This window comes from Mesorhizobium sp. RSR380A, assembly GCF_054719385.1.
The window spans coordinates 1,448,515-1,467,910 of the sequence record NZ_JBTTIB010000001.1; the positions used below are offsets into that span (position 1 = coordinate 1,448,515).

The 19,396-nt window shown below is 63.2% G+C and carries 18 protein-coding genes; 12 read left to right on the top strand and 6 right to left on the bottom strand.

The annotated features are described in order from the left end of the window. The first annotated feature begins 19 nt into the window (after nucleotides 1-19). From ACYG9Z_RS06990 to ACYG9Z_RS07005, 4 genes are all read left to right on the top strand, one after another. Entirely contained in the window at nucleotides 20-616 is a 597-nt protein-coding gene (locus ACYG9Z_RS06990; RefSeq protein WP_023713943.1) for a hypothetical protein, read from the top strand. Nucleotides 617-757: 141 nt separating this feature from the next. Continuing rightward, on the top strand, nucleotides 758-1,693 hold the full coding sequence (locus tag ACYG9Z_RS06995; RefSeq protein ID WP_023670050.1) for a ribose-phosphate pyrophosphokinase: 936 nt from the start codon (nucleotides 758-760) through the stop codon (nucleotides 1,691-1,693). Nucleotides 1,694-1,785: 92 nt separating this feature from the next. Beyond that, nucleotides 1,786-2,109, top strand: a complete 324-nt coding sequence (locus ACYG9Z_RS07000) for a hypothetical protein (RefSeq protein ID WP_348524866.1) — start codon at nucleotides 1,786-1,788, stop codon at nucleotides 2,107-2,109. 339 nt (nucleotides 2,110-2,448) lie between these two features. Then, nucleotides 2,449-3,420, top strand: a complete 972-nt coding sequence (locus ACYG9Z_RS07005; protein ID WP_023683714.1) for a Bug family tripartite tricarboxylate transporter substrate binding protein — start codon at nucleotides 2,449-2,451, stop codon at nucleotides 3,418-3,420. Nucleotides 3,421-3,455: 35 nt separating this feature from the next. On the opposite strand, the gene ACYG9Z_RS07010 is transcribed toward ACYG9Z_RS07005, so the two are convergent. Then, entirely contained in the window at nucleotides 3,456-4,328 is an 873-nt protein-coding gene (locus ACYG9Z_RS07010) for an AraC family transcriptional regulator (RefSeq protein WP_023751247.1), read from the bottom strand. A 203-nt stretch (nucleotides 4,329-4,531) separates the two neighbouring features. On the opposite strand from ACYG9Z_RS07010, the gene ACYG9Z_RS07015 reads away from it, so the two are divergent. Further along, nucleotides 4,532-5,776: an MFS transporter gene (locus ACYG9Z_RS07015; RefSeq protein ID WP_023683712.1), complete on the top strand. Its 1,245-nt coding sequence runs from the start codon at nucleotides 4,532-4,534 to the stop codon at nucleotides 5,774-5,776. Between the two features lie 141 nt (nucleotides 5,777-5,917). Continuing rightward, a complete protein-coding gene (locus ACYG9Z_RS07020) occupies nucleotides 5,918-6,832 on the top strand; it encodes an alpha/beta fold hydrolase (protein ID WP_023683711.1) in 915 nt (304 codons plus the stop codon). 98 nt (nucleotides 6,833-6,930) lie between these two features. On the opposite strand, the gene ACYG9Z_RS07025 is transcribed toward ACYG9Z_RS07020, so the two are convergent. Continuing rightward, on the bottom strand, nucleotides 6,931-7,773 hold the full coding sequence (locus tag ACYG9Z_RS07025) for an alpha/beta fold hydrolase (protein ID WP_155924133.1): 843 nt from the start codon (nucleotides 7,771-7,773) through the stop codon (nucleotides 6,931-6,933). A gap of 150 nt (nucleotides 7,774-7,923) precedes the next feature. Here ACYG9Z_RS07025 and ACYG9Z_RS07030 point away from each other — a divergent pair, with 150 nt between their 5' ends. After that, on the top strand, nucleotides 7,924-8,355 hold the full coding sequence (locus tag ACYG9Z_RS07030) for a MarR family winged helix-turn-helix transcriptional regulator (RefSeq protein ID WP_023670043.1): 432 nt from the start codon (nucleotides 7,924-7,926) through the stop codon (nucleotides 8,353-8,355). A 22-nt stretch (nucleotides 8,356-8,377) separates the two neighbouring features. Here the strand turns inward: ACYG9Z_RS07030 and ACYG9Z_RS07035 are convergent, their stop codons facing one another. From ACYG9Z_RS07035 to ACYG9Z_RS07050, 4 genes are all read right to left on the bottom strand, one after another. Next, complete coding sequence (locus tag ACYG9Z_RS07035) at nucleotides 8,378-9,139, bottom strand: glutamine amidotransferase (protein ID WP_023683709.1); 762 nt, start codon at nucleotides 9,137-9,139, stop codon at nucleotides 8,378-8,380. Between the two features lie 79 nt (nucleotides 9,140-9,218). Then, nucleotides 9,219-10,220, bottom strand: a complete 1,002-nt coding sequence (locus ACYG9Z_RS07040; protein ID WP_031192988.1) for a rhamnose ABC transporter substrate-binding protein — start codon at nucleotides 10,218-10,220, stop codon at nucleotides 9,219-9,221. A 46-nt stretch (nucleotides 10,221-10,266) separates the two neighbouring features. Then, entirely contained in the window at nucleotides 10,267-11,256 is a 990-nt protein-coding gene (locus ACYG9Z_RS07045) for an ABC transporter permease (RefSeq protein WP_023670040.1), read from the bottom strand. After that, on the bottom strand, nucleotides 11,253-13,814 hold the full coding sequence (locus ACYG9Z_RS07050; protein WP_023751248.1) for an ATP-binding cassette domain-containing protein: 2,562 nt from the start codon (nucleotides 13,812-13,814) through the stop codon (nucleotides 11,253-11,255). The genes ACYG9Z_RS07045 and ACYG9Z_RS07050 overlap by 4 nt, the downstream gene beginning before the upstream one ends. Nucleotides 13,815-14,056: 242 nt before the next feature. On the opposite strand from ACYG9Z_RS07050, the gene ACYG9Z_RS07055 reads away from it, so the two are divergent. The 5 genes from ACYG9Z_RS07055 (at nucleotide 14,057) to corA (ending at nucleotide 19,332) form a co-directional block, all read left to right on the top strand. Further along, complete coding sequence (locus ACYG9Z_RS07055; RefSeq protein WP_245259840.1) at nucleotides 14,057-15,289, top strand: ROK family transcriptional regulator; 1,233 nt, start codon at nucleotides 14,057-14,059, stop codon at nucleotides 15,287-15,289. 262 nt (nucleotides 15,290-15,551) lie between these two features. After that, on the top strand, nucleotides 15,552-16,196 hold the full coding sequence (locus ACYG9Z_RS07060; protein ID WP_023686131.1) for a 50S ribosomal protein L25/general stress protein Ctc: 645 nt from the start codon (nucleotides 15,552-15,554) through the stop codon (nucleotides 16,194-16,196). A gap of 21 nt (nucleotides 16,197-16,217) precedes the next feature. Then, nucleotides 16,218-16,958: an aminoacyl-tRNA hydrolase gene (pth, locus tag ACYG9Z_RS07065; RefSeq protein ID WP_023741063.1), complete on the top strand. Its 741-nt coding sequence runs from the start codon at nucleotides 16,218-16,220 to the stop codon at nucleotides 16,956-16,958. 95 nt (nucleotides 16,959-17,053) lie between these two features. Next, nucleotides 17,054-18,157, top strand: coding sequence for a redox-regulated ATPase YchF (gene ychF, locus ACYG9Z_RS07070; protein ID WP_023751249.1), 1,104 nt, complete (start codon nucleotides 17,054-17,056; stop codon nucleotides 18,155-18,157). Between the two features lie 200 nt (nucleotides 18,158-18,357). Then, nucleotides 18,358-19,332 carry a magnesium/cobalt transporter CorA gene (corA, locus tag ACYG9Z_RS07075; RefSeq protein ID WP_023741062.1) on the top strand — a complete coding sequence of 325 codons (975 nt, stop codon included), beginning with the start codon at nucleotides 18,358-18,360 and terminating at the stop codon, nucleotides 19,330-19,332. Nucleotides 19,333-19,396 lie beyond the last annotated feature (64 nt).

A 19,396-nucleotide genomic window follows, 5' to 3' on the forward strand; every position in this document is an offset into this window, starting at 1 on the left:
CTAAGGAGTTTTCGGGCAGATGAGACGATCGCATGTGACGACCGTGTCATTGCTCGCAGCGCTTGTGCTGGCCGCTTGCACCAATGCCAAGGACGTCCTTGAGCCGTCCGCCATCACGCCGCCGGCAGCCTCGGCCCAACCGGCTCAGCCCTTGGCTGCCCCGGGCATCGCGCCCGCCGCCACACCAGCGCCGGTCGTCGGCGCCACGACACCCGCCAACCCCGCGCAGAGCGCCGCCGCTTTGTCGAAGACCCGGCTGCAGATCGCGCCGATCGTCGGCGCCTCCGTGGAAGCGGCAACGCCGCTGACGGCCGAACTGCAGACACGCGCCAAGCAGCGCGGCATCACCCTTGCCGGCAGCGCCGACCAGGCCGCCACCCATGTGCTGAAGGGCTACTTCTCGACGATGACGGAAGGCAAGGATACCACCGTTATCTATGTCTGGGACGTCTATGACCCCGCTGGCAACCGGCTACACCGCATCAATGGCCAGCAGAAGGCGCCCTCGGTCAATGCCGCCGAAGGCTGGCCCGCGGTTGCACCCGCTACCATGCAGGCGATCGCCGACCAGACGATCGACCAGTTCGCGGCCTGGCTCGGCGGCAGCGCCGGCTGATCCGCCTGTTACCGGCTTCCGTTCACTGTTGACGTTTTTGAGATTAGCCGGCGGATTCCCGTCAACGAGGCTTGCAATACCGGCACGGCTCGCTACAAGCCCGATTAAGAGGACCTCCCCATCCTTCGCCAGGAACGGTGCATGAAGCTTTTCGCGGGCAATTCCAACCGGGTGCTGGCCGAAGCGGTCGCCCGCTATCTCAATGTCCCGCTGGGCAAGGCCAGCGTCAGACGCTTCGCCGATCAGGAAATCTTCGTCGAAATCCAGGAAAACGTGCGCGGCGAGGATGTCTTCATCCTGCAGTCGACCTCGTTCCCGACCAACGATCATCTGATGGAACTGCTCATCATGATCGATGCCTTCATGCGCTCCTCGGCCAAGCGCATCACCGCGGTCATCCCCTATTTCGGTTACGCCAGGCAGGATCGCCGGGCCTCGGGCCGCACACCGATCTCGGCCAAGCTGGTCGCCAACATGATCACCCGCGCTGGCGTCGACCGCGTTTTGACGCTCGACCTCCATGCCGGCCAGATCCAGGGTTTTTTCGACATTCCGACCGACAATCTGTTCTCGGTGCCGGTGATGGCCCGCGACGTGAAGGCAAAATACAAACAGCTTGCCAATGTCGTCGTCGTCTCGCCCGATATTGGCGGCGTGGTGCGCGCCCGCGCGCTCGCCAAACGCTTCGACGCACAACTGGCCATCGTCGACAAGCGCCGCGAACGTCCCGGTGAATCCGAAGTGATGAACATCATCGGCGCGGTCGCCGGCAAGGATTGCCTGCTGATCGACGACATCGTCGATTCCGGCGGCACGCTGTGCAATGCCGCCGATGCGCTGCTCGCCAACGGCGCTACCAGCGTCACTGCCTATATCACCCACGGCGTGCTGTCGGGCGGTGCGGTCGCCCGGATCAGCGGCTCGAAGCTGCAGGAACTGGTGATCACCGATTCCATCCAGCCGACGCAAGGCGTGCTCGACGCCCCGAATATCCGCGTCATCTCCATCGCCGACCTGATTGGCGAGGCGATTTCGCGCACAGCGACCGAAGAGTCCGTGTCGAGCCTGTTCGATTAATCCATGTTGCCCAAAAGCGTGCCCACGGGCCTGGCTCGGGGGTAATCTCGTTTTGGAATCTGCCCCAAACCGTCGTGAAAGGAGCGCAGCTGATGCGCAATCGAATCAAGGCTGCAGGCATCGCAGGAATGCTTCTCGCAATCGGCATCGCCAGCGCGGCCTATGCGCCGACAATCGCTCCGGTTTCGACCGCGCAGGCGCAAACGGAATATCTTCCCACCGAAAAGGATTTCATCGGCAAATGGAGCATCGCAGGGTCCGCAATCCGGCCACCGCGTGATCTGAAAGAGCCGGCGAAGCCCGACCAGGATGCGGCTGCGACCGAATTTCAGCAGACTGTGACCGCCTTTTATGGCGCCTTCGACTATCTGGAGATCACGGCGGACGGCCGCTACAATTTTCACCCAACCGGGTGACCCGGCATCGGGGCCTTGCGTCTGGTGCGGGACATGGTCGTTCAAGAACGATTCCCTCTGGCTCGAACTGGACACGGCGCCCAGGCTCGACATCTACGCCGAGGGCGGCGACATGCAGATGACCTACACGGCCGAGCCTGAAGAGACGTCACGATACAAATGGCTTGTTTTCAGCTGGACCAAGGCTGATTGAACTGAGGGGTGAGGCGTTCTCGCGCACGCCAACCGAAGCATCGGTGTCAAGCCCGATCTCCTGAGGCGGGCAGTCAGTCCATGGTTGCATTGTGCGAGGAGTTCACCATGGCCATACTGCCCCTCCAATCAACGGAGGAGTAGCAGATGCGGCGTAGGACTTTGCTCGGGCTCGCGGTTTCCATCGCAGCCACCCTTTCAGCACCGGCGGCCTGGGCCGCCGATTTTCCGGACCGGACCATCACCATGGTTGTCCCCTTTTCCGCCGGTGGCTCGACGGATCTGGTCGCGCGCCTAGTCGCCAACAAGATGTCCGAAAAGCTGGGCCAGCAGATTGTCGTCGAAAATGTCGGCGGCGCCGGGGGCAGCATCGGCGCTGCCCAGGTCGCCCGAGCCGAACCGGACGGCTACACGATCCTGATGGGCACGGTCGCAACCCACGCGCTCAACCCGCTGATCCTGAAGACAAAGCCCTACGACGCGGAGAAGGATTTTGCGCCGATATCGTTGCTCGTGCTGGTGCCAAACGTCCTGGTCGTAAACCCTGAATTCCCCGCCAAGGACGTCAAGGAACTGATCGAGATGCTGAAGAAGGACCCGGACAAATATGCCTACGCCTCATCAGGCAATGGCACCCCGCTGCATCTCTCCGGCGAGCTTTTCAAGACGATGGCCGGCGTCAGTATGCAGCACATTCCCTACAAGGGCGCCGGACCGGCCTTGAACGACGTTATCGGCAATCAGGTGCCGATGATGTTCGACAACCTCCCCTCTTCATCGGGCCATATCAAGAGCGGGACGCTGAGAGCGCTTGGCGTCACCACCAAGGAGCGCGTTCCCTCCTTCCCCGACATACCGGCCATTGCCGAAACCATTCCCGGCTATGAAACCTACAGCTGGAACGCTCTGTTCGCGCCCGCAGGCACGCCGCCGGAGGTCGTCGCCGTTCTTCAGAAGGCGGCAGTTGAAGCCCTGAAAGACCCTGATGTGATCGCCCGCATGGCCCAGTTCAGCGCCTCGATCGTGGCCTCCACCCCGGAAGAGCTTGGAGTGCATGTGAAGGCCGAACTCGCCAAATGGGAACCGATCGTCAAGGCCAGCGGCGTTCAGCTGGACTAGGGCCTACGGCAAAGTACTGCGGGCTTTTCCTGGCGCTACGGCGCCGGGGCCTCAAGCCGAGGCTGAGCCCGCCGCATGCCTTCGTCGCGGGCGCCGCGCATATAGCCGCGCGGCGAGGCGCCGAGCATGCGCTTGAACATGGTTATGAATGCCGGCACGCTGTCATAACCGAGGTCGAGCGCCACCCTGGTGATTGGCTCGCCGTCGGCGAGCCTGGGAAGTGCCGCGAACAGGCAGGCCTGCTGGCGCCATGTCGACAAGGACAGTCCGGTCTGGCGGTGGAAGGCACGGGTGAAGGAGCGCCGGCTCATCCCCGCGGCATCGGCCCACTCGTCGATCGTGGCATGCGGCGACGGTGCCGCGACGAAGCGTCGGCAGAGCGCCGCCAGCCTGGGATCAGACGGGAACGGCAGGCCGAGCGGCCGTTCCGGCAAGGTCGGGATCTCGTGCAGCAAGAGGTTCATGATCAACCCGCCGCGGCCTTCCAGTTCGCCGCCTTGCGGCAGCTTTTCCGATTCGACGATCAGGCTGTGCATCAGTTCGGTGACGCCGACGACGCGCAAACCTTCCGGCAGGCCGGGGATCGCGCCCGGCATCACATAGACCGAGCGCATCGAGACATCGCCCAGCATTTCGACGGAATGCTCGGTGCCGGCCGGTATCCACATTGCATGGTCGGGCGGCACCATCCAGCGCCCGTACCTGGTCGTCACCAGCACGACACCGACCAGCGCATGCAGCAGCTGGCTGCGGCTGTGGCGGTGTTGCGGCACGAGGTAACCGTCCGGATATTCGGTCGGCAAAGCCACCGCCGGCCCGGAAACCTCCTCCAGCCACTGCCAGCGGCTTTCGTGCAATCGGCCGAGATCGGCATTGCCGGCGCGGAAGATGTCCCTGCCATGTGGCATCGGCTATGGCCCACTTGCGAAACTATTGGACCAAACCACGAAAGAAGTCGCCTCGCAAGCGGCTTATAAGGCAGCCATCCCCAGGGCGCTCCGCAGGGGCGTCGCCCAAGCGCTTCAGACGAGCGTCCTTAAGGCGGTCCGCGGGAGCGGCCGCCAAGCCTGCCCGCGGGCAAACACCCGCCAAAAAGACCTCGGAGCCTGCCTTGACCGATACGACAGCCACCAGCATTGCACCGCAGCCAAGCGCCAGCCTCCCTTCAGCCCAGGCGACCGCCTTCACCGTCATTCTGGCGGTGAGCTTTTGCCACGGCATTAACGACATCATGCAATCGCTGCTGCCGGCGATCTATCCGCTGCTGAAAGAGAACTACGGTCTCGATTTCTGGCAGATCGGTCTTTTGACCTTCACCTTCCAGGTCACGGCGTCGCTGCTGCAGCCGGTCATCGGCATGATCACCGACAAGCGGCCAATGCCCTATTCGCTGCCCTACGGAATGGCGTCCTCGCTGATTGGCCTGATCGTGCTCGCCTATGCCGGCCACTATGCGCTGCTTCTGGTCGGCGCCTCGCTGATCGGCATCGGCTCGGCGATCTTCCATCCGGAATCCTCGCGCATTGCCCGCTTTGCCTCCGGCGGCCGCTTTGGCCTGGCGCAATCTTTGTTCCAGGTCGGCGGCAATTTCGGCCAGTCGATGGGGCCGTTGCTCGCTGCCTTCATCGTCGTGCCCTTCGGCCAGACCAGCATTTCATGGTTCGCCGTCGGTTCTCTGATCGGCATCATCGTTTTGTCGCGGGTCGGCGGCTGGTACAGCCGGATGCGCGCCGCGCAGGGCAATCGCAAGGCGGCAAGCTTCGTCTCGCCCTTCCCGCGCAAGAAAGTGATGGGTGCGCTCATCGTCCTGACGCTGCTGGTGCTGACCAAGAATGCCTACATCGCCTCGCTCTCCAGCTACTACACCTTCTATTCCATCCATAAGTTCGGCGTGTCGGTGCAGATGAGCCAGGTCATGCTGTTCCTGTTCCTCGGCGCCTCGGCGCTGGGCATCCTGCTCGGCGGACCGTTCGGCGACCGCTACGGCCAGAAGGCGATGATCTGGTTCTCGATCGTCGGCGTGCTGCCGTTCACGCTGGCGCTGCCCTACGCCAATTTCGAATGGACGATGGTGCTGACGGTGCTGATCGGCCTGATCCTGTCCTCGGCCTTCTCCAACATCGTCGTGTTTGCGCAGGAGTTGGTGCCGGGACGTGTCGGCACCATCGCCGGGATCTTCTTCGGCTTCGCCTTCGGCATGGGCGGCATTGCAGCCGCCGTGCTCGGCGTCGTCGCCGACTTGAAGGGCATCGATTTCGTCTTCCAGATCTGCTCGTATCTGCCGCTGCTCGGCCTGCTGACGGTGTTCCTGCCCAACATGAAGGAAGCCAGGAAGGCGCAAGCGGCGGCCAGATAAAACCGGTCGATTTTGCGGATTTGGCGCAGGGCGCGGCATTGCTGCGCCCTCTGTGATTCTTTCACCATGCGCTGGTTGAAAAGCCTGCTAGAGATAGTCATCAACGAAGGCTTGGGGCCTTCGACGTCTCTGGGGGATGACATGCGCAAGACCGTATTGGCCGTATTGGGTGTGCTTCTTGTTACCTTGCCGGCGACGGCACGCATCGTTCCTTTTCCGCCGGGTTTCAAGACGCAGTCCGTCGAAACCAACGGCACCAAACTCTATGTGCGCGTTGGCGGCAAGGGTCCCGCCGTCGTGATGCTGCACGGCTTTGCCGATACCGGAGACATGTGGGGCGCCGCGGCCATCGCCCTCGCAAAGGACCACACCGTCATCGTGCCGGACCTGCGCGGCATGGGTCTGTCGGCCCACCCGGAAGCGGGCTACGCCAAGAAGAACCAGGCCGTCGACATCGCCGGCGTGTTGGATGCCCTGAAGATCGACAAGGCAGATCTCGTCACCCACGACATCGGCAACATGGTCGGCTATGCGCTTGCCGCGCAATATCCCAAGCGCATCACCAAATGGGTCATCATCGATGCGCCGCTGCCCGGCATCGGCGATTGGGAAAAGATCAAGCAAAGCCCGCTGCTTTGGCACTTCAACTTCCGCGGCCCGGATATGGAGCGGCTGGTCGCAGGGCGCGAGCGCATCTATCTCGATCGCTTCTACAACGAACTGTCGGCAGACCCCAAGAAGATCGACGAGGCCACGCGCAAGCACTACGCCAGACTCTATGCCCGCCCGCATGCGATGCATGACGCTTTCGAGCAGTTCAAGGCGTTTGACCAGGACGCGATCGACAACCAGGCGATGCTCGCCGCCGGCGGCAAACTGACCATGCCGGTACTGGCTGTCGGCGGTGAAAAATCCGCTGGCACTACGCAGGCCGATCTCCTGCGGCTTGTTGCGACCGATGTCACGGGCGGCATCGTGCCCGCTTCCGGACACTGGATCATGGAGGAAAACCCCGACGACACCGTCAAACTGATCACTGGTTTTCTCGATAAATAGGCACTGTCCCGCTGACATTTCGACGAAAGCAAATGCACCCGCCCGGCGGCGGGTGCCTTGCCTATCCAACTGGACGATGTCTATTCAACTGAACGATTCTAGGCCTTGAAGAACGCCAGCAGGTCGACATTGATGACATCGGCATGGGTCGTCGCCATGCCGTGCGGGAAGCCCTTGTAGACCTTGAGCTCGCCCTTTTTGAGCAGCTTGACAGCCAGCAGCGCGGAGTCGGCGATCGGAACGATCTGGTCGTCGTCGCCATGCATCACCAGCACCGGCACGTCGATGGCCTTCAGATCGTCGGTGAAGTCGGTTTCCGAGAACGCCTTGATGCAATCGTAATGCGCCTTGGTGCCGCCCATCATGCCCTGGCGCCACCAATTCTCGACGACAGCCTGCGACACCTGGGCGCCGGGGCGGTTGAAGCCGTAGAACGGGCCGGCCGCAATATCGTGGAAAAACTGGGCGCGGTTGGCTGCCTGGGCGGAGCGGAAACCATCGAACACCTCGATCGGCAGGCCACCCGGATTGGCCGCCGTCTTCAGCATGATCGGCGGCACCGCGCCGAGCAGTGCGGCCTTGGCGACACGGCCACCGGAACCGTACTTCGCGACATAGCGGGCCACTTCGCCGCCACCGGTGGAATGGCCGACATGGATCGCGTCCTTGAGGTCGAGATGCGCCGCAAGCTCCGCGACATCAGCGGCGTAGGTGTCCATCTCGTTGCCGGTATCGGTCTGGGTGGAGCGGCCATGGCCGCGCCGGTCATGGGCAATGACGCGATAGCCCTTGGACAGGAAGAACAGCATCTGGGCGTCCCAGTCGTCGCTGCTCAGCGGCCAGCCGTGATGGAAGACGATGGGTTGTCCCGTTCCCCAATCCTTGTAGAAAATTTCGGTGCCGTCCTTGGTGGTGATCGTGCTGCTGCCGGGCTTGGTCATCTCGCTCTCCATTGATTGCTTCCGCGATAATCAATATCGCGATAACCATACGACTAGCGCAGGTCCAAATCCTTGTCTACAGAAAATATGTATCGCGATATCATTTTTCGTGGTACATATTGATGTGCTCAGTCGGCAAAGGAATGCCTCGTGCCTCTCCCGTTGGACAACCAGCTCTGCTTCACGCTTTACGCCACCAGCATGGCAATCAATCGCACCTACAAGCCCATGCTGGACGAGATGGGCATCACCTATCCGCAATATCTCGTGCTGAACGCACTTGCCGAAGCCGGCGGGATGTCGGTCGGCTCGATTGCGCACAGGCTCGCTTTGGAATCGAGCACCATCACGCCGCTGGTGAAGCGCATGGAACAGGCCGGTCTCGTCACCCGCCAGCGCAGCCAGACGGACGAGCGCCAAGTGCAGGTCGACCTGACGCCTGCCGGCCGCGCGCTGCTCGTCCAGTGCAACTGCCTCAACGAAACCCTGATCGAACGCTCGGGCATGACGATGGCTGATCTCGATGCCTTGAATCGGCGGATCCAGGCGCTGCGCGAAGCGTTGAGCAGCAAGCCGGACTAGCTGCCCTACAAACACGCCAGGCTTAATCCTTGCCGGCCAGCCAGCGCACGACGTTGCCCATCAGCTTGCCGTAGAGCGGCCAGCCGAGAAAGTCCTGCGACAGCCAGTGCGGGCCGATATCCGTCGCCCAGGCGACAGTGCGGCCGTGGCCAACGCTGCGAGCAGCAAGCAGCGGCCAGTCCGTGCCGCGATACTGGCAGGTCGCCAGAAGCTGGGACGAGCCGTCGCGCCTGAAATCGAGTTTGTTCATGCCGAGGATCGGCGGCAACGGACCCGCGACACCGGCAAGGATCGGATGCGACGCCTGAAGGATCGACGGCTGCAGGCCTTGCGGCACTTCCAGCCCGTCCGAGAATGGCAGGCAGCGCACGGGCAGCACGTCCTCGACCGGGGTGTCGTGGAAACGCGCCGTGCCGAACAGGCCTTGGAACCCCATATAGCCGCCGGCCAGCATCAGCCCGCCGCCGCCTTCGACATAGGCCTTGAGGACGTCGAGGCGGTTGACGCCGATGCGCCCGGCGCGGGCCTCCGGCGTGACCAGCAAGGTCAGCGCGCCGACATCGGAGATCACCACCGCCTGGTATTCGGCCAGCGCGTCGAGGTCATACGGAAATTCGGCCGCACAGCGATCGCCACCGATCTGCGTCACCGCTATGCGCTCTGCGGCAAGGGCGGCATTGAAGGCCGTCGCGCCATTCACCCATGTCGCACTTGTCAGAACGTCGCCGCCGGCAGCGACCGACGTCGTCGCCGCGAAGGTCTCGCCTGCCAGCAAGAGTTTCATCGTCGCCCTCACGCTTTTCGACTGACAATTGAACGAGCGGGCGCCGGCTTGAACCGGCGCCCGCCGGGCCTTGGGAGGCTTAGAACTTAAACTCGGCCAGGTTTTCCGGCGTCACGATCTTGGCCGGGCCAAGGATCAGTTCGCCGCTGGCGCCGATCGTGTACTCGCCGAGCCTGCCTGCCGTGAACTTCTCACCTTCCTTGCCGGTGATCTTGCACTGCGCCAGCGCCTGGGCCGCCTGATAGGTCAGGTAGCCGAGATCGGTGACATTCCACCAGATATCCTGGGCAGCGCCATCCTTGATGTATTTCGAAATCAAAGTGGCCGGCGCAAGGCCGGTCAGCTTGACCTTGCCGATCATGCCGGCTTCCTCGAGTGCGCGCGCGGCCGCCGGAAGGCCTATGCCTGCCGGCACGATGATCACCTTGAGATCCGGAAACGCCTGCACCAGCGCCAAGGCCTGCTGCTGGTTGACCTGCTCGCTCTCTTCGCCATAGGCGACCTGCACCAGTTTCATCTTGGCGTATTTCGGCTCTGCCGCCATCTTCGCCTTCATGAAGTCGATCCAGGCGTTCTGGTTGGTCGCCGTCGGCGTCGACGACAGGATGGCGAACTCGCCTTCGCCGCCGCTGAGGTTGAATGCGCTTTCCAGCATCATTTCGGCCAGACTGTCGCCCTTCACCTGGTTCACGAACACCGCGCGCGCATCGGCCGCGACGTCGGAATCGTACGAGATCACCCGGACGCCTTGCTGAACGGCGCGCTTCAGCGCAGGCGCAACGGCATTGGCGTCGTTGCCGGCGATAGCGATGACGCCGACCTTCTGCGACACAAGGCTGTTGATGAATTCGATCTGTGCCTCGGCCGTCGCCTGCGACGGGGCGACCTGGGTGGCGGTGCCGCCAATTTCCTTCGCAGCCTCCTCGGCGCCGCCGAAAGCCACCTTGAAGTAGGGATCGGTGTCGAGCTTGGGCAGGAAGCCGACGATCACCGGTTCCTTGGCGCATTCCTGGCTGTAGGCCAGCGAGGCCGGCGCAAGCAGAACCGCGGATGCGAGCAGGGCTATTCTAAACGCTTTCATTGTGTCTCCTCCGTCAGAATTCGGGCTTGAAGAAAGGGGCCCGAGATCACCCCTTGGTTTCGCGCAGGACGCGCGATCTTGACAGCCGCTCCTCCAGGGAGCGCCAGTAATTGCCGACCAGCAGCGAGCCGATCAGAAGCAGGCCGATGATCATGCCTTGAGCGTCGCCGCCGATCTGGTTGAGCGCCAGCACATTTCGGATGATGGCGATCAACAGCAGCGCCAGCATGACCCCCGTGAGCCGCCCCTTACCACCGAAGACGCTGACGCCGCCGAGCAGCACGATGGTGATGACATCGAGCTCCATGCCGAGCGCATTGTTGGCGCGGGCATTGGAAAGGCGCGCGGTATAGACGATGCCGGCGATGGCTGCGACCATGCCCGAAACGACGAACAGCTTCAGCACCATTTTGCGCGTATCGATGCCGGAATAACGCGCCACTTCGGGGCTGCCGCCGAGCGCATAGATGCGCTTGCCGGTCGGCGTCTTCTGCAGCACCACCGCGAAGATCGGCGCCAGCAGCAGGAACGGCACGATGGTCCACGGGATTTGTGTGCCCGGCAGATTGCTGATGCCGAAATCGACAACCGCCGGCGGCAATATGTTGACCGAACCGGTGCCGAGCAGGATGTAGCCAATGCCCCGATACAGCGCCATGGTGCCGAGCGTCACCACCAGCGACTGCAACCCGAGGCCCGACACCAGATAGCCGTTGAAGGCGCCGAGCAGGCCGCCGAAGACGAGCGTCAGCGGAATGGCGGCCAGCGTCGGCACGCCGCCCTGGACGAGCAGGCCAAACACCACGGATGTCAGCGCCAGCACCGAGGCGATCGACAGGTCGATCTCGCGGGTGATGATGAGCAGCGTCATCGGCAGGATCAGCAACGCCTTTTCCGAGGCGCTTGCGGCCAATTGCGAGAGGTTGAAGCCGGAGACGAAATTCGGCACGAAGACCGCCGCATAGATAAAGACGGCGAGGCAGGCGGTCGCCAGCAGCAGATCCCAGAAGTCGATCGAGCGGATAAACTTTCTCATCTCGCCCTCGCCTGTCTTGCCTGTTCGGCACGCCGCGCGATGAAGGTGTCGATGCCGATGGCAACCAGGATCACCAGGCCATAGACGCCCTGCAGCCAGAGCGGGTCGACACGCACCAGCGTCAGCCCGTTCTTGATGACCAAGAGCGTGAGCGCGCCAAGGATGATGCCGAGCAGCGTGCCCGAGCCGCCGCGGATGGCGACGCCGCCGACCACCGCAGAGGCGATCACCGTGAGTTCGAAGCCGAGCGCGACGCGGGCATCGATGGTGGCGTAGCGCGAAGCCCACAGGGCGCCGCACAGGCCGCCTAGCAGGCCGGCCATGCCGAAGGCCAGCAGGATGCGCCGGTCGACCGGAATGCCGATCAGCCTTGCGCCGTCCGGGTTGGAACCGGTGGCAAACAGCTCGCGCCCGGTTGCGGTGCGATAGAGCAGCACATAGCCGGCGCACAGGATGACAATAGCGATGATGACGATCAGCGGCACGCCTGCGATCTTCAGCCCGGTCATGTCGAGCCAGGCTTGCGTGACTTCGTCGGCGCTGACCTGGTCGCCCGCCGCCCAGATCGAGTTGAAACCGCGGAAGATCGACATCGAAGCCAGCGTAACGACGATGGCCGGGATCTTTCCCCTGGTAACGACAAGGCCGTTGAGCAGTCCGGCAAAGCCGCCGACCGCGCAGGCGGTGATCAGGCCGATGCCGATGTCCAATCCGGGATAGGCCTGAACCATGCTGGCCGCCATATAGGCGGAGAGGCCGATCACAGCTGCGATCGACAGGTCGATGTTGCGGGTGATCAGCACCAGCATCTGCGCCAGTGCGGCGACAATCAGCAAGGCCGCGTCCATCGACACAGCGGTGAGGTTCGCCGCGCTCACCATGCGCGGGTTGATGATGGTGACCGGAATGGCGACGGCGAGCATCGCCGCAAGCAGGCCGAATTCCCGCCGCTTCAGAAAATCGAACGGTCCTTTTGCCTTTTCCTCCTCGGCGGCGCGTTCTATCTGCGCTGCCTGGCCGGCACGTTCATCGGTCCTGGTCGCCGCTTCCAGTACCTTTTCCTGCGTGGCTTGTCCGCGCGAAAACTCAGCAGTCTGGCGGCCTTCGCGCAGCACGATAATGCGGTCGCACATGCCGATCAGCTCGGGCATCTCTGACGAGATCAGCAGGATCGCCATGCCATGCGCGGCAAGGTCAGCGATCATTGCATGCACTTCCGCCTTGGTACCGACATCGATGCCTTGCGTCGGCTCGTCGAGGATGAGCACGCGCGGCTCGGTGCGCAGCCATTTGGCCAGCACCACCTTCTGCTGGTTGCCGCCGGATAACTCTTTCACCGGCTGCCCGTAGCCGGAAAAGCGCAGCTTCATGCGCTTCAGCCAGTCCGCCACCAGACCGATGGCGCGGTCGGTGCCGTAGAGACCGCGTTGTGCGGCCTTGTCGAGAACAGGTAGCACCGCATTGTCGAGGATGGAGAAATCCATCACCAGGCTCTGGCCCATGCGATCTTCCGACACATAGGCGATGCGCGCATCCATGGCGTCGCGCGCCGAGGCGAACTGCACGGGCTTGCCGTCGATCAGGATTTCGCCGGCGTCGGGCCGGTCGATACCGAACAGCACGCGCGCAATCTCGGTGCGTCCGCTGCCGACCAGGCCGCCAAGCCCCAGCACCTCGCCGGCGTGAAGCTTGAGGTCGATACCGGTAAAGCCGCCGGCGCGCGAAAGTCCCTTCCCCTCCAGCACCAGCGCGCCTGAGGCATGGCGCCGTTCGGGATAGAGGTCGGTGACTTCACGCCCGACCATCATGCTGATGGCGGCAGCACGGCCAAGCTCGGCCTTCGGCTTGACGCCGATCAGGCGCCCGTCGCGCAGCACCGCGATGCGGTCGGCGATGCGGAAGATCTCGTCCATACGGTGGCCGACGAACATCATCGCCACGCCGTGCAGCCTGAGATCGGCAACGACGGAAAACAGCCGCTCGACCTCGCGCTGCGACAGCGCCGCCGTCGGTTCGTCCATGATCAGCACGCGCGCATCCAGCGATAGCGCCCGGGCTATTTCGACCAGTTGCTGTTCTGAGGTACGCAGGGTTCCCAGCCGCGTTGCCGCCGGCACGTCGAGGCCGACGGTCGCCAGCACCTTGCGGGCGCCGGCCAGCATGGCGGCATTGTCGATGCCGCCAAAGCGGTCGCGCGGCATGTGGCCGAGATAGATGTTCTCCGCCACCGACAGATCGGGAAACAGGCCAGGATGCTGGTGCATGACCGCAATGCCGGCCGCCTGCGCGTCATGCGGCGAATGGAAGACGGCTGATTTGCCGTCAACCTCGACATGACCGCTGGTGGGAGAATGCACACCGGCCAGAAGCTTCACGCAGGTGCTCTTGCCGGCGCCGTTTTCGCCAAGCAGCGCCAGCACCTCGCCGGAGCGCAATTCGAAGGAGGCGTCCTTGAGCGCAATCGTGCCGCCGAAAGCCTTCGTCGCCTGAACCAGGGCAACAGGAACAGCCCGCACCACCGCAGCGTCGGCTTCGCTTTGTGTGCTCGAGTGCAGCACGTCTCCTCCCTGACTAGTTATTTTTTCAATTTGCTATATTAAATAGCACAAAGGCGCAACGGCAAAATTGACTTCCATGGTTCCGACGCGCACTGTCGCCGCCAACATAGGCACCGCAGGGTGCGCTCGGCCGCAGGTGGTTTGCGGGCTTCGCGCCGGGAACGGGACATTTGGGGAGTGTGCGGGTTTTGTCAGGGAAAGGCAGCAATTCTGTCAAAGTTCGGCACTATAATGAGCGTTTCGTGCTCGACGCCATCCGTCGCCTCAAGGAAGCCTCCAAGTCCGATCTGGCGCGCGCGGCAAGCCTGACGCCGGCGGCCATCGCTGCCATCGTCGACGGCCTGGAATCTTCCGGATTCGTAAAGCAAGTGGGAAAAAGGTTTGGGCAGCGCGGTTCGCCCTCCACGCTGTACCGGCTGACGCCGGAGCGCATCTACAGCGTCGGCATCAAGATCGGCCGGCGTGCGCTTGAAGCCGTTCTGGTCGACTTCGCCGGTGAAATCCGCGCAAGAGAGTCGCACGAATACCGCTTCCCCGATCCTGATTTGGTGCTGAAGGCCGGCAACATGGCGCTGGCCACCTTCGAAAAGCTGGTGGATGGGCTTGGCGATGCCAGCATAGTCGGCGTCGGCATTGCCTCACCCTATTTCCTCGGCGGCTGGAGCGAGGAACTCGGCTTTCCCGACGATCTCGGCAGCCGCTGGGAGGCGATCGACCTGACGACATGCTTTGCCACGCCGGCGAAGACGCCGGTGTTCGTGGAAAACGACGCCACGTCGGCGGCGCTGGCCGAACTCGTCCAGGGCGCCGGCGCCCGCTTTCGCGATTTCATGCACATCTCGATCGACACTTTTGTCGGCGGCGGCCTGGTGCAAGGCGGCAGGGTCCATACCGGGCCGCATGGCAACAGCGCTGCCCTCGGACCCTTGCCGGTCTCGCCCTCAAGCCTCGATTCGGTGGCGGCGAAGCCTGCGCGCTACCAGAGCCTGCTGCATCGCGCCTCGATCTATGTGCTGGTCAATCACCTGAGGTCGCGCGGCGTGGTGATCAATCGTGTGCGGGAACTCGATCCGTTGCCACCCGAAGCGCGCGTGCCGCTGTTCGAATGGATCGACGATTGTGCGAGCGCGCTGGTCGAGGCGATCATCGCCATCACCTCCATCATCGATATCGAGGCCATCGTTCTCGACTCGATCCTGCCCAGGCCGATCCATCTCGAACTGCTGGCAAGGGTGCAGGCCCAGTTCAACCAGGCCAGCGCCATCGGCATCGTGGCGCCGGAGATCGTGCCGGGGCAATTCGGCCCCGAAGCGTCCTCGATCGGCGCCGCCATGCTGCCGTTCTCGGCGCTGCTGGCGCCCGACAGCGGCGTGCTGATGATCGGCAAGGACCGGACTAAACTGCTGAGCGCGCTGTCCACGCTGGGTGGCGCCAAGGGAAACGGATCAAATCCGCCCGCCGACCTGCCGGCCTGAGCGCAATGCGGCGCCCAACGCAGGATCGGCCGCCCTTGCCCGCCATGGCTTGCACCCTTTCCCGCCTTCCGCTATAGAGCCGCCACCCGCGTAGACACCCTTGGAGGCAACGCGGCGGAAGGCTGCCTTCCCTTGTGATCCCGAACAAAGCTCCGCGTATGCGGTTTCTGGCATTCGGACATCCAGGCCTGGCGGCTTTCGACGTTTACGGTCCAGGCACACTGCCACCGCAAACGCTCCATAAAACGCGAAAGGAAATGCCATGAGCCACGATACTTACGAGCTCAAGGCCGAAGCGCGCGAACAGGTCGGTAAGGGGTCCGCCCGTGCAGTTCGCCGCAACGGTAAAGTGCCTGCAGTTATCTACGGCGACAGACAGCCTCCCCTGGCGATTGCGCTGAACTACAAGGACGTCTTCTACAAGATCCATGGCGGCGGGTTTTTGACCACGATCGCCACGATCGATGTCGACGGCAAGAAAATCCAGGTTCTGCCCAAGGATTTCCAGCTCGACCCGGTCAAGGATTTCCCGGTCCATGTCGACTTCCTGCGCATCGGCAAGGACACCGAGGTCAACGTCGACGTGCCCGTGCACTTCATCAATGAAGACAAGTCGCCCGGCATCAAACGCGGCGGCGTGCTCAACATCGTGCGTCACGAAGTCGAGTTCCACTGCCCGGCCAATGCGATCCCGGAATTCATCACCGTCGATCTCACCGGCGCCGACATTGGCGATTCGATCCACATCTCGGCGGTTACATTGCCGGCCGGCGTCAAGCCGGTGATCTCCGATCGCGACTTCACCATCGCGACCATTGCCGGCTCCTCGGCGATGAAGCCGGAGACGGAAGAGACGGCGGAAGCGGCAGCCCCCGAAGCGGCGGCTCCTGCTGCCGAAGAGAAGTAATTTTCGAGCCCGGAGCGCACGATGCTTGTCTTTGCAGGCCTCGGCAATCCGGGCGCGAAATACGCTGATAACCGGCACAATGTCGGCTTCATGGCGGCGGACGCAATTGCCCGCCGCCATTCCTTTTCGCCCTGGTCGAAGAAGTTCCAGGGCCTGATCGCCGAAGGCACGATTGCCGGCGAGAAGATTCTCCTGATCAAACCGCAGACCTTCATGAACCTGTCGGGACAGCCGGTCGGCGAAGCCTTGCGCTTCTACAAGCTCGGCCCCGAGGCGCTGACCGTCTTCTACGACGAGATCGACCTGCCGGCCGGCAAATTGCGGGTCAAGGTCGGCGGCGGCGCCGGCGGCCACAACGGCATCCGCTCGCTCGACCAGCATGTCGGCAAGAATTTTCGCCGCGTGCGCATCGGCGTCGGCCACCCCGGTGTCCCGGAAATGGTGCACGGCCATGTCCTAGGCGACTTCGCCAAGGCCGACCGCGGGTGGCTGGACGTGCTGCTCGACACCATCGCCGACGATGCCGGACTGCTGGCCAAGGGCGAAGACAGTTCCTTCATGAACCGCATCACGCTGGCGCTTCGCGACAAGCTCGTGCCGACCAGCGACGACGACCGCCCGCCGCCCAAGGCGCCGAACACGCAGAGCCCGAAAGCCCAGAGCCACATCCGCCAGGCACGGCCACAGCAGGCGCCGGCCAAGCTGCCGGAAAGCGGCCCTATGGCCGCCATGCTGAAGAAACTGTTCGGCAAGAAGGACTGAGCGTCGATAGGATCGGGACTGCGGGGCTTGACGTTGCTCACCCCTATCGCCCATAGCCCTCATCAAATTTCTAGTTTCCCGATAGGACCGGACACATGGGTTTCAAATGCGGCATCGTTGGCTTGCCCAACGTCGGCAAGTCGACGCTTTTCAACGCATTGACCAGGACGGCGGCGGCGCAGGCCGCCAACTATCCGTTCTGCACCATCGAACCGAACACCGGCGAGGTGGCGGTGCCTGATCCGCGGCTGCAGAAGATCGCCGCAATCGCCAAGTCTAAGGAGATCATCCCGACCCGCATCTCCTTCGTCGACATCGCCGGCCTGGTGCGCGGCGCCTCCAAGGGCGAAGGGCTGGGCAACCAGTTCCTCGCCAACATCCGTGAGGTCGACGCCATCGTGCATGTGCTGCGCTGTTTCGAGGATGACGACATCACCCATGTCGAGGGCAAGATCGACCCTGTCGCCGACGCCGATACGGTCGAGACCGAGCTGATGCTCGCCGACCTCGACAGCCTCGAGCGCCGCATCGTGCAGATCCGCAAGCGCGCTGGCAGCAAGGACAAGGAAGCAACCACCGTGCTGCCGATGATGGAGGCCGCACTCGAGCTCCTCCAGGCCGGCAAGCCGACCCGCATCCTGCTCAACGGCATTTCAGCGGAAGACCTGCGCGTCCTGCAGGGACTGAACCTCTTGACCTCGCACCCCGTGCTCTATGTATGCAACGTCGCCGAAGCCGACGCCGCCACCGGCAACGAGCACACCAGGGCCGTGGAAAAGATGGCGACCGCGCAGGGCGCCGGCACCGTGGTGATCTCAGCCGCGATCGAAGCCGAAGTCGCCCAGCTCTCCGACGAGGAAGAGATGGAGTTCCTGTCCTCGCTCGGCCTCGACGAACCTGGCCTCAACAAGGTCATCCGCGCCGGCTACGATCTGTTGCATCTCATCACCTATTTCACCGCCGGGCCGAAGGAGACCCGCGCCTGGACGATCCACAAGGGCGACAAGGCCCCGCAGGCGGCCGGCGTCATCCACACCGATTTCGAGCGCGGCTTCATCCGCGCCCAGACCATCGCCTATAACGACTACGTCACACTGGGCGGCGAAGTGGCGGCCAAGGAAGCCGGCAAGGCGCGCGACGAAGGCAAGGAATATGTCGTCCAGGATGGCGATGTCCTGCTGTTCAAGTTCAACACCTGAGGCGCCGCGGCTGGCGCGCTGACGGCGACCGATCACGGCTTCGTCAAGTGGAGGAGCCGGCATGCCGCTTCGCTTGACTGCCCTTGGCACCGGGTCTATGGCCGTTTGCATGCGACTTGGCCATCCCCGTGGGAACGGCGGCGCGTGCAAGACCCATCGCTATTAAACGAAACCTTGGGCTCAACCAACGGAGACCGGCGATGATCAAGGCCTTCGTCGTCGACAATGATCGCCTGCGCCTCGCCGACGATCTCGTGGCCAATGGCGATCAGGTCGTCTGGGCCGACCTTCTCAACCCGACCAAGGAAGAAGAAGCGACGATCGAGACCTGGCTCGGCGTTGCCATCCCGACGCGCGAGGAGATGGAGGAGATCGAGATTTCGAGCCGCCTCTACATCGAGGACGGCGCCTACTTCATGACCGCCACCTTGCCGGCGCAGACCGAAATCGATGATCCCTTGATGTCACCGGTTACCTTTGTGCTTGCCGGCCCGAGACTGGTCACCATCCGCTATCATGAGCCGAAGGCGTTCAAGACCTTTCCCCTGCGCGCCGAGAAGGTGGCGACAGGCTGCACCACCGGCAACACCATCCTGATCGGCCTGCTGGAGGCGATCGTCGATCGCCTAGCCGATATTCTCGAACGCGCCGGCCGTGACATCGAGACGATCTCGCGCGATATCTTCGAAGCGCGGTCGACCAAGGTGAACAAGCGCAATCGCGACTTCCAGGAACTGCTCAAGGCCATCGGCCGCAAGGAGGACATTGCCTCCTCGATCCGCGACAGCCTTATCTCGCTGCAGCGCCTCACCGGCTTCCTTGCCCATGTCGCGACCCAGATCAAGATGAGCAAGGACGTCCGCGCCCGCATCAAGACAGTATCGCGCGACGTGCTGTCGCTCGCCGACCACGCCACCTTCCTGTCGCAGAAGATCTCGTTCCTGCTCGACGCGACGCTCGGCATGATCTCGATCGAGCAGAACGCCATAATCAAGATCTTCTCGGTCGCCGCCGTCATCTTCCTGCCGCCGACGCTGGTGGCTTCGATCTACGGCATGAATTTCGACGTCATCCCGGAGCTGAAATGGGAGCTCGGCTATCCCTTCGCCATCGGCCTGATGATCCTGTCGGCGATCCTGCCGTTCTGGTATTTCCGCCGCCGCGGCTGGTTGTAGGCCCAATAGAATTCGCTTGACCAAACGCCGCCCGGACGGCATCCGGATGCCCGGTGATCGTACA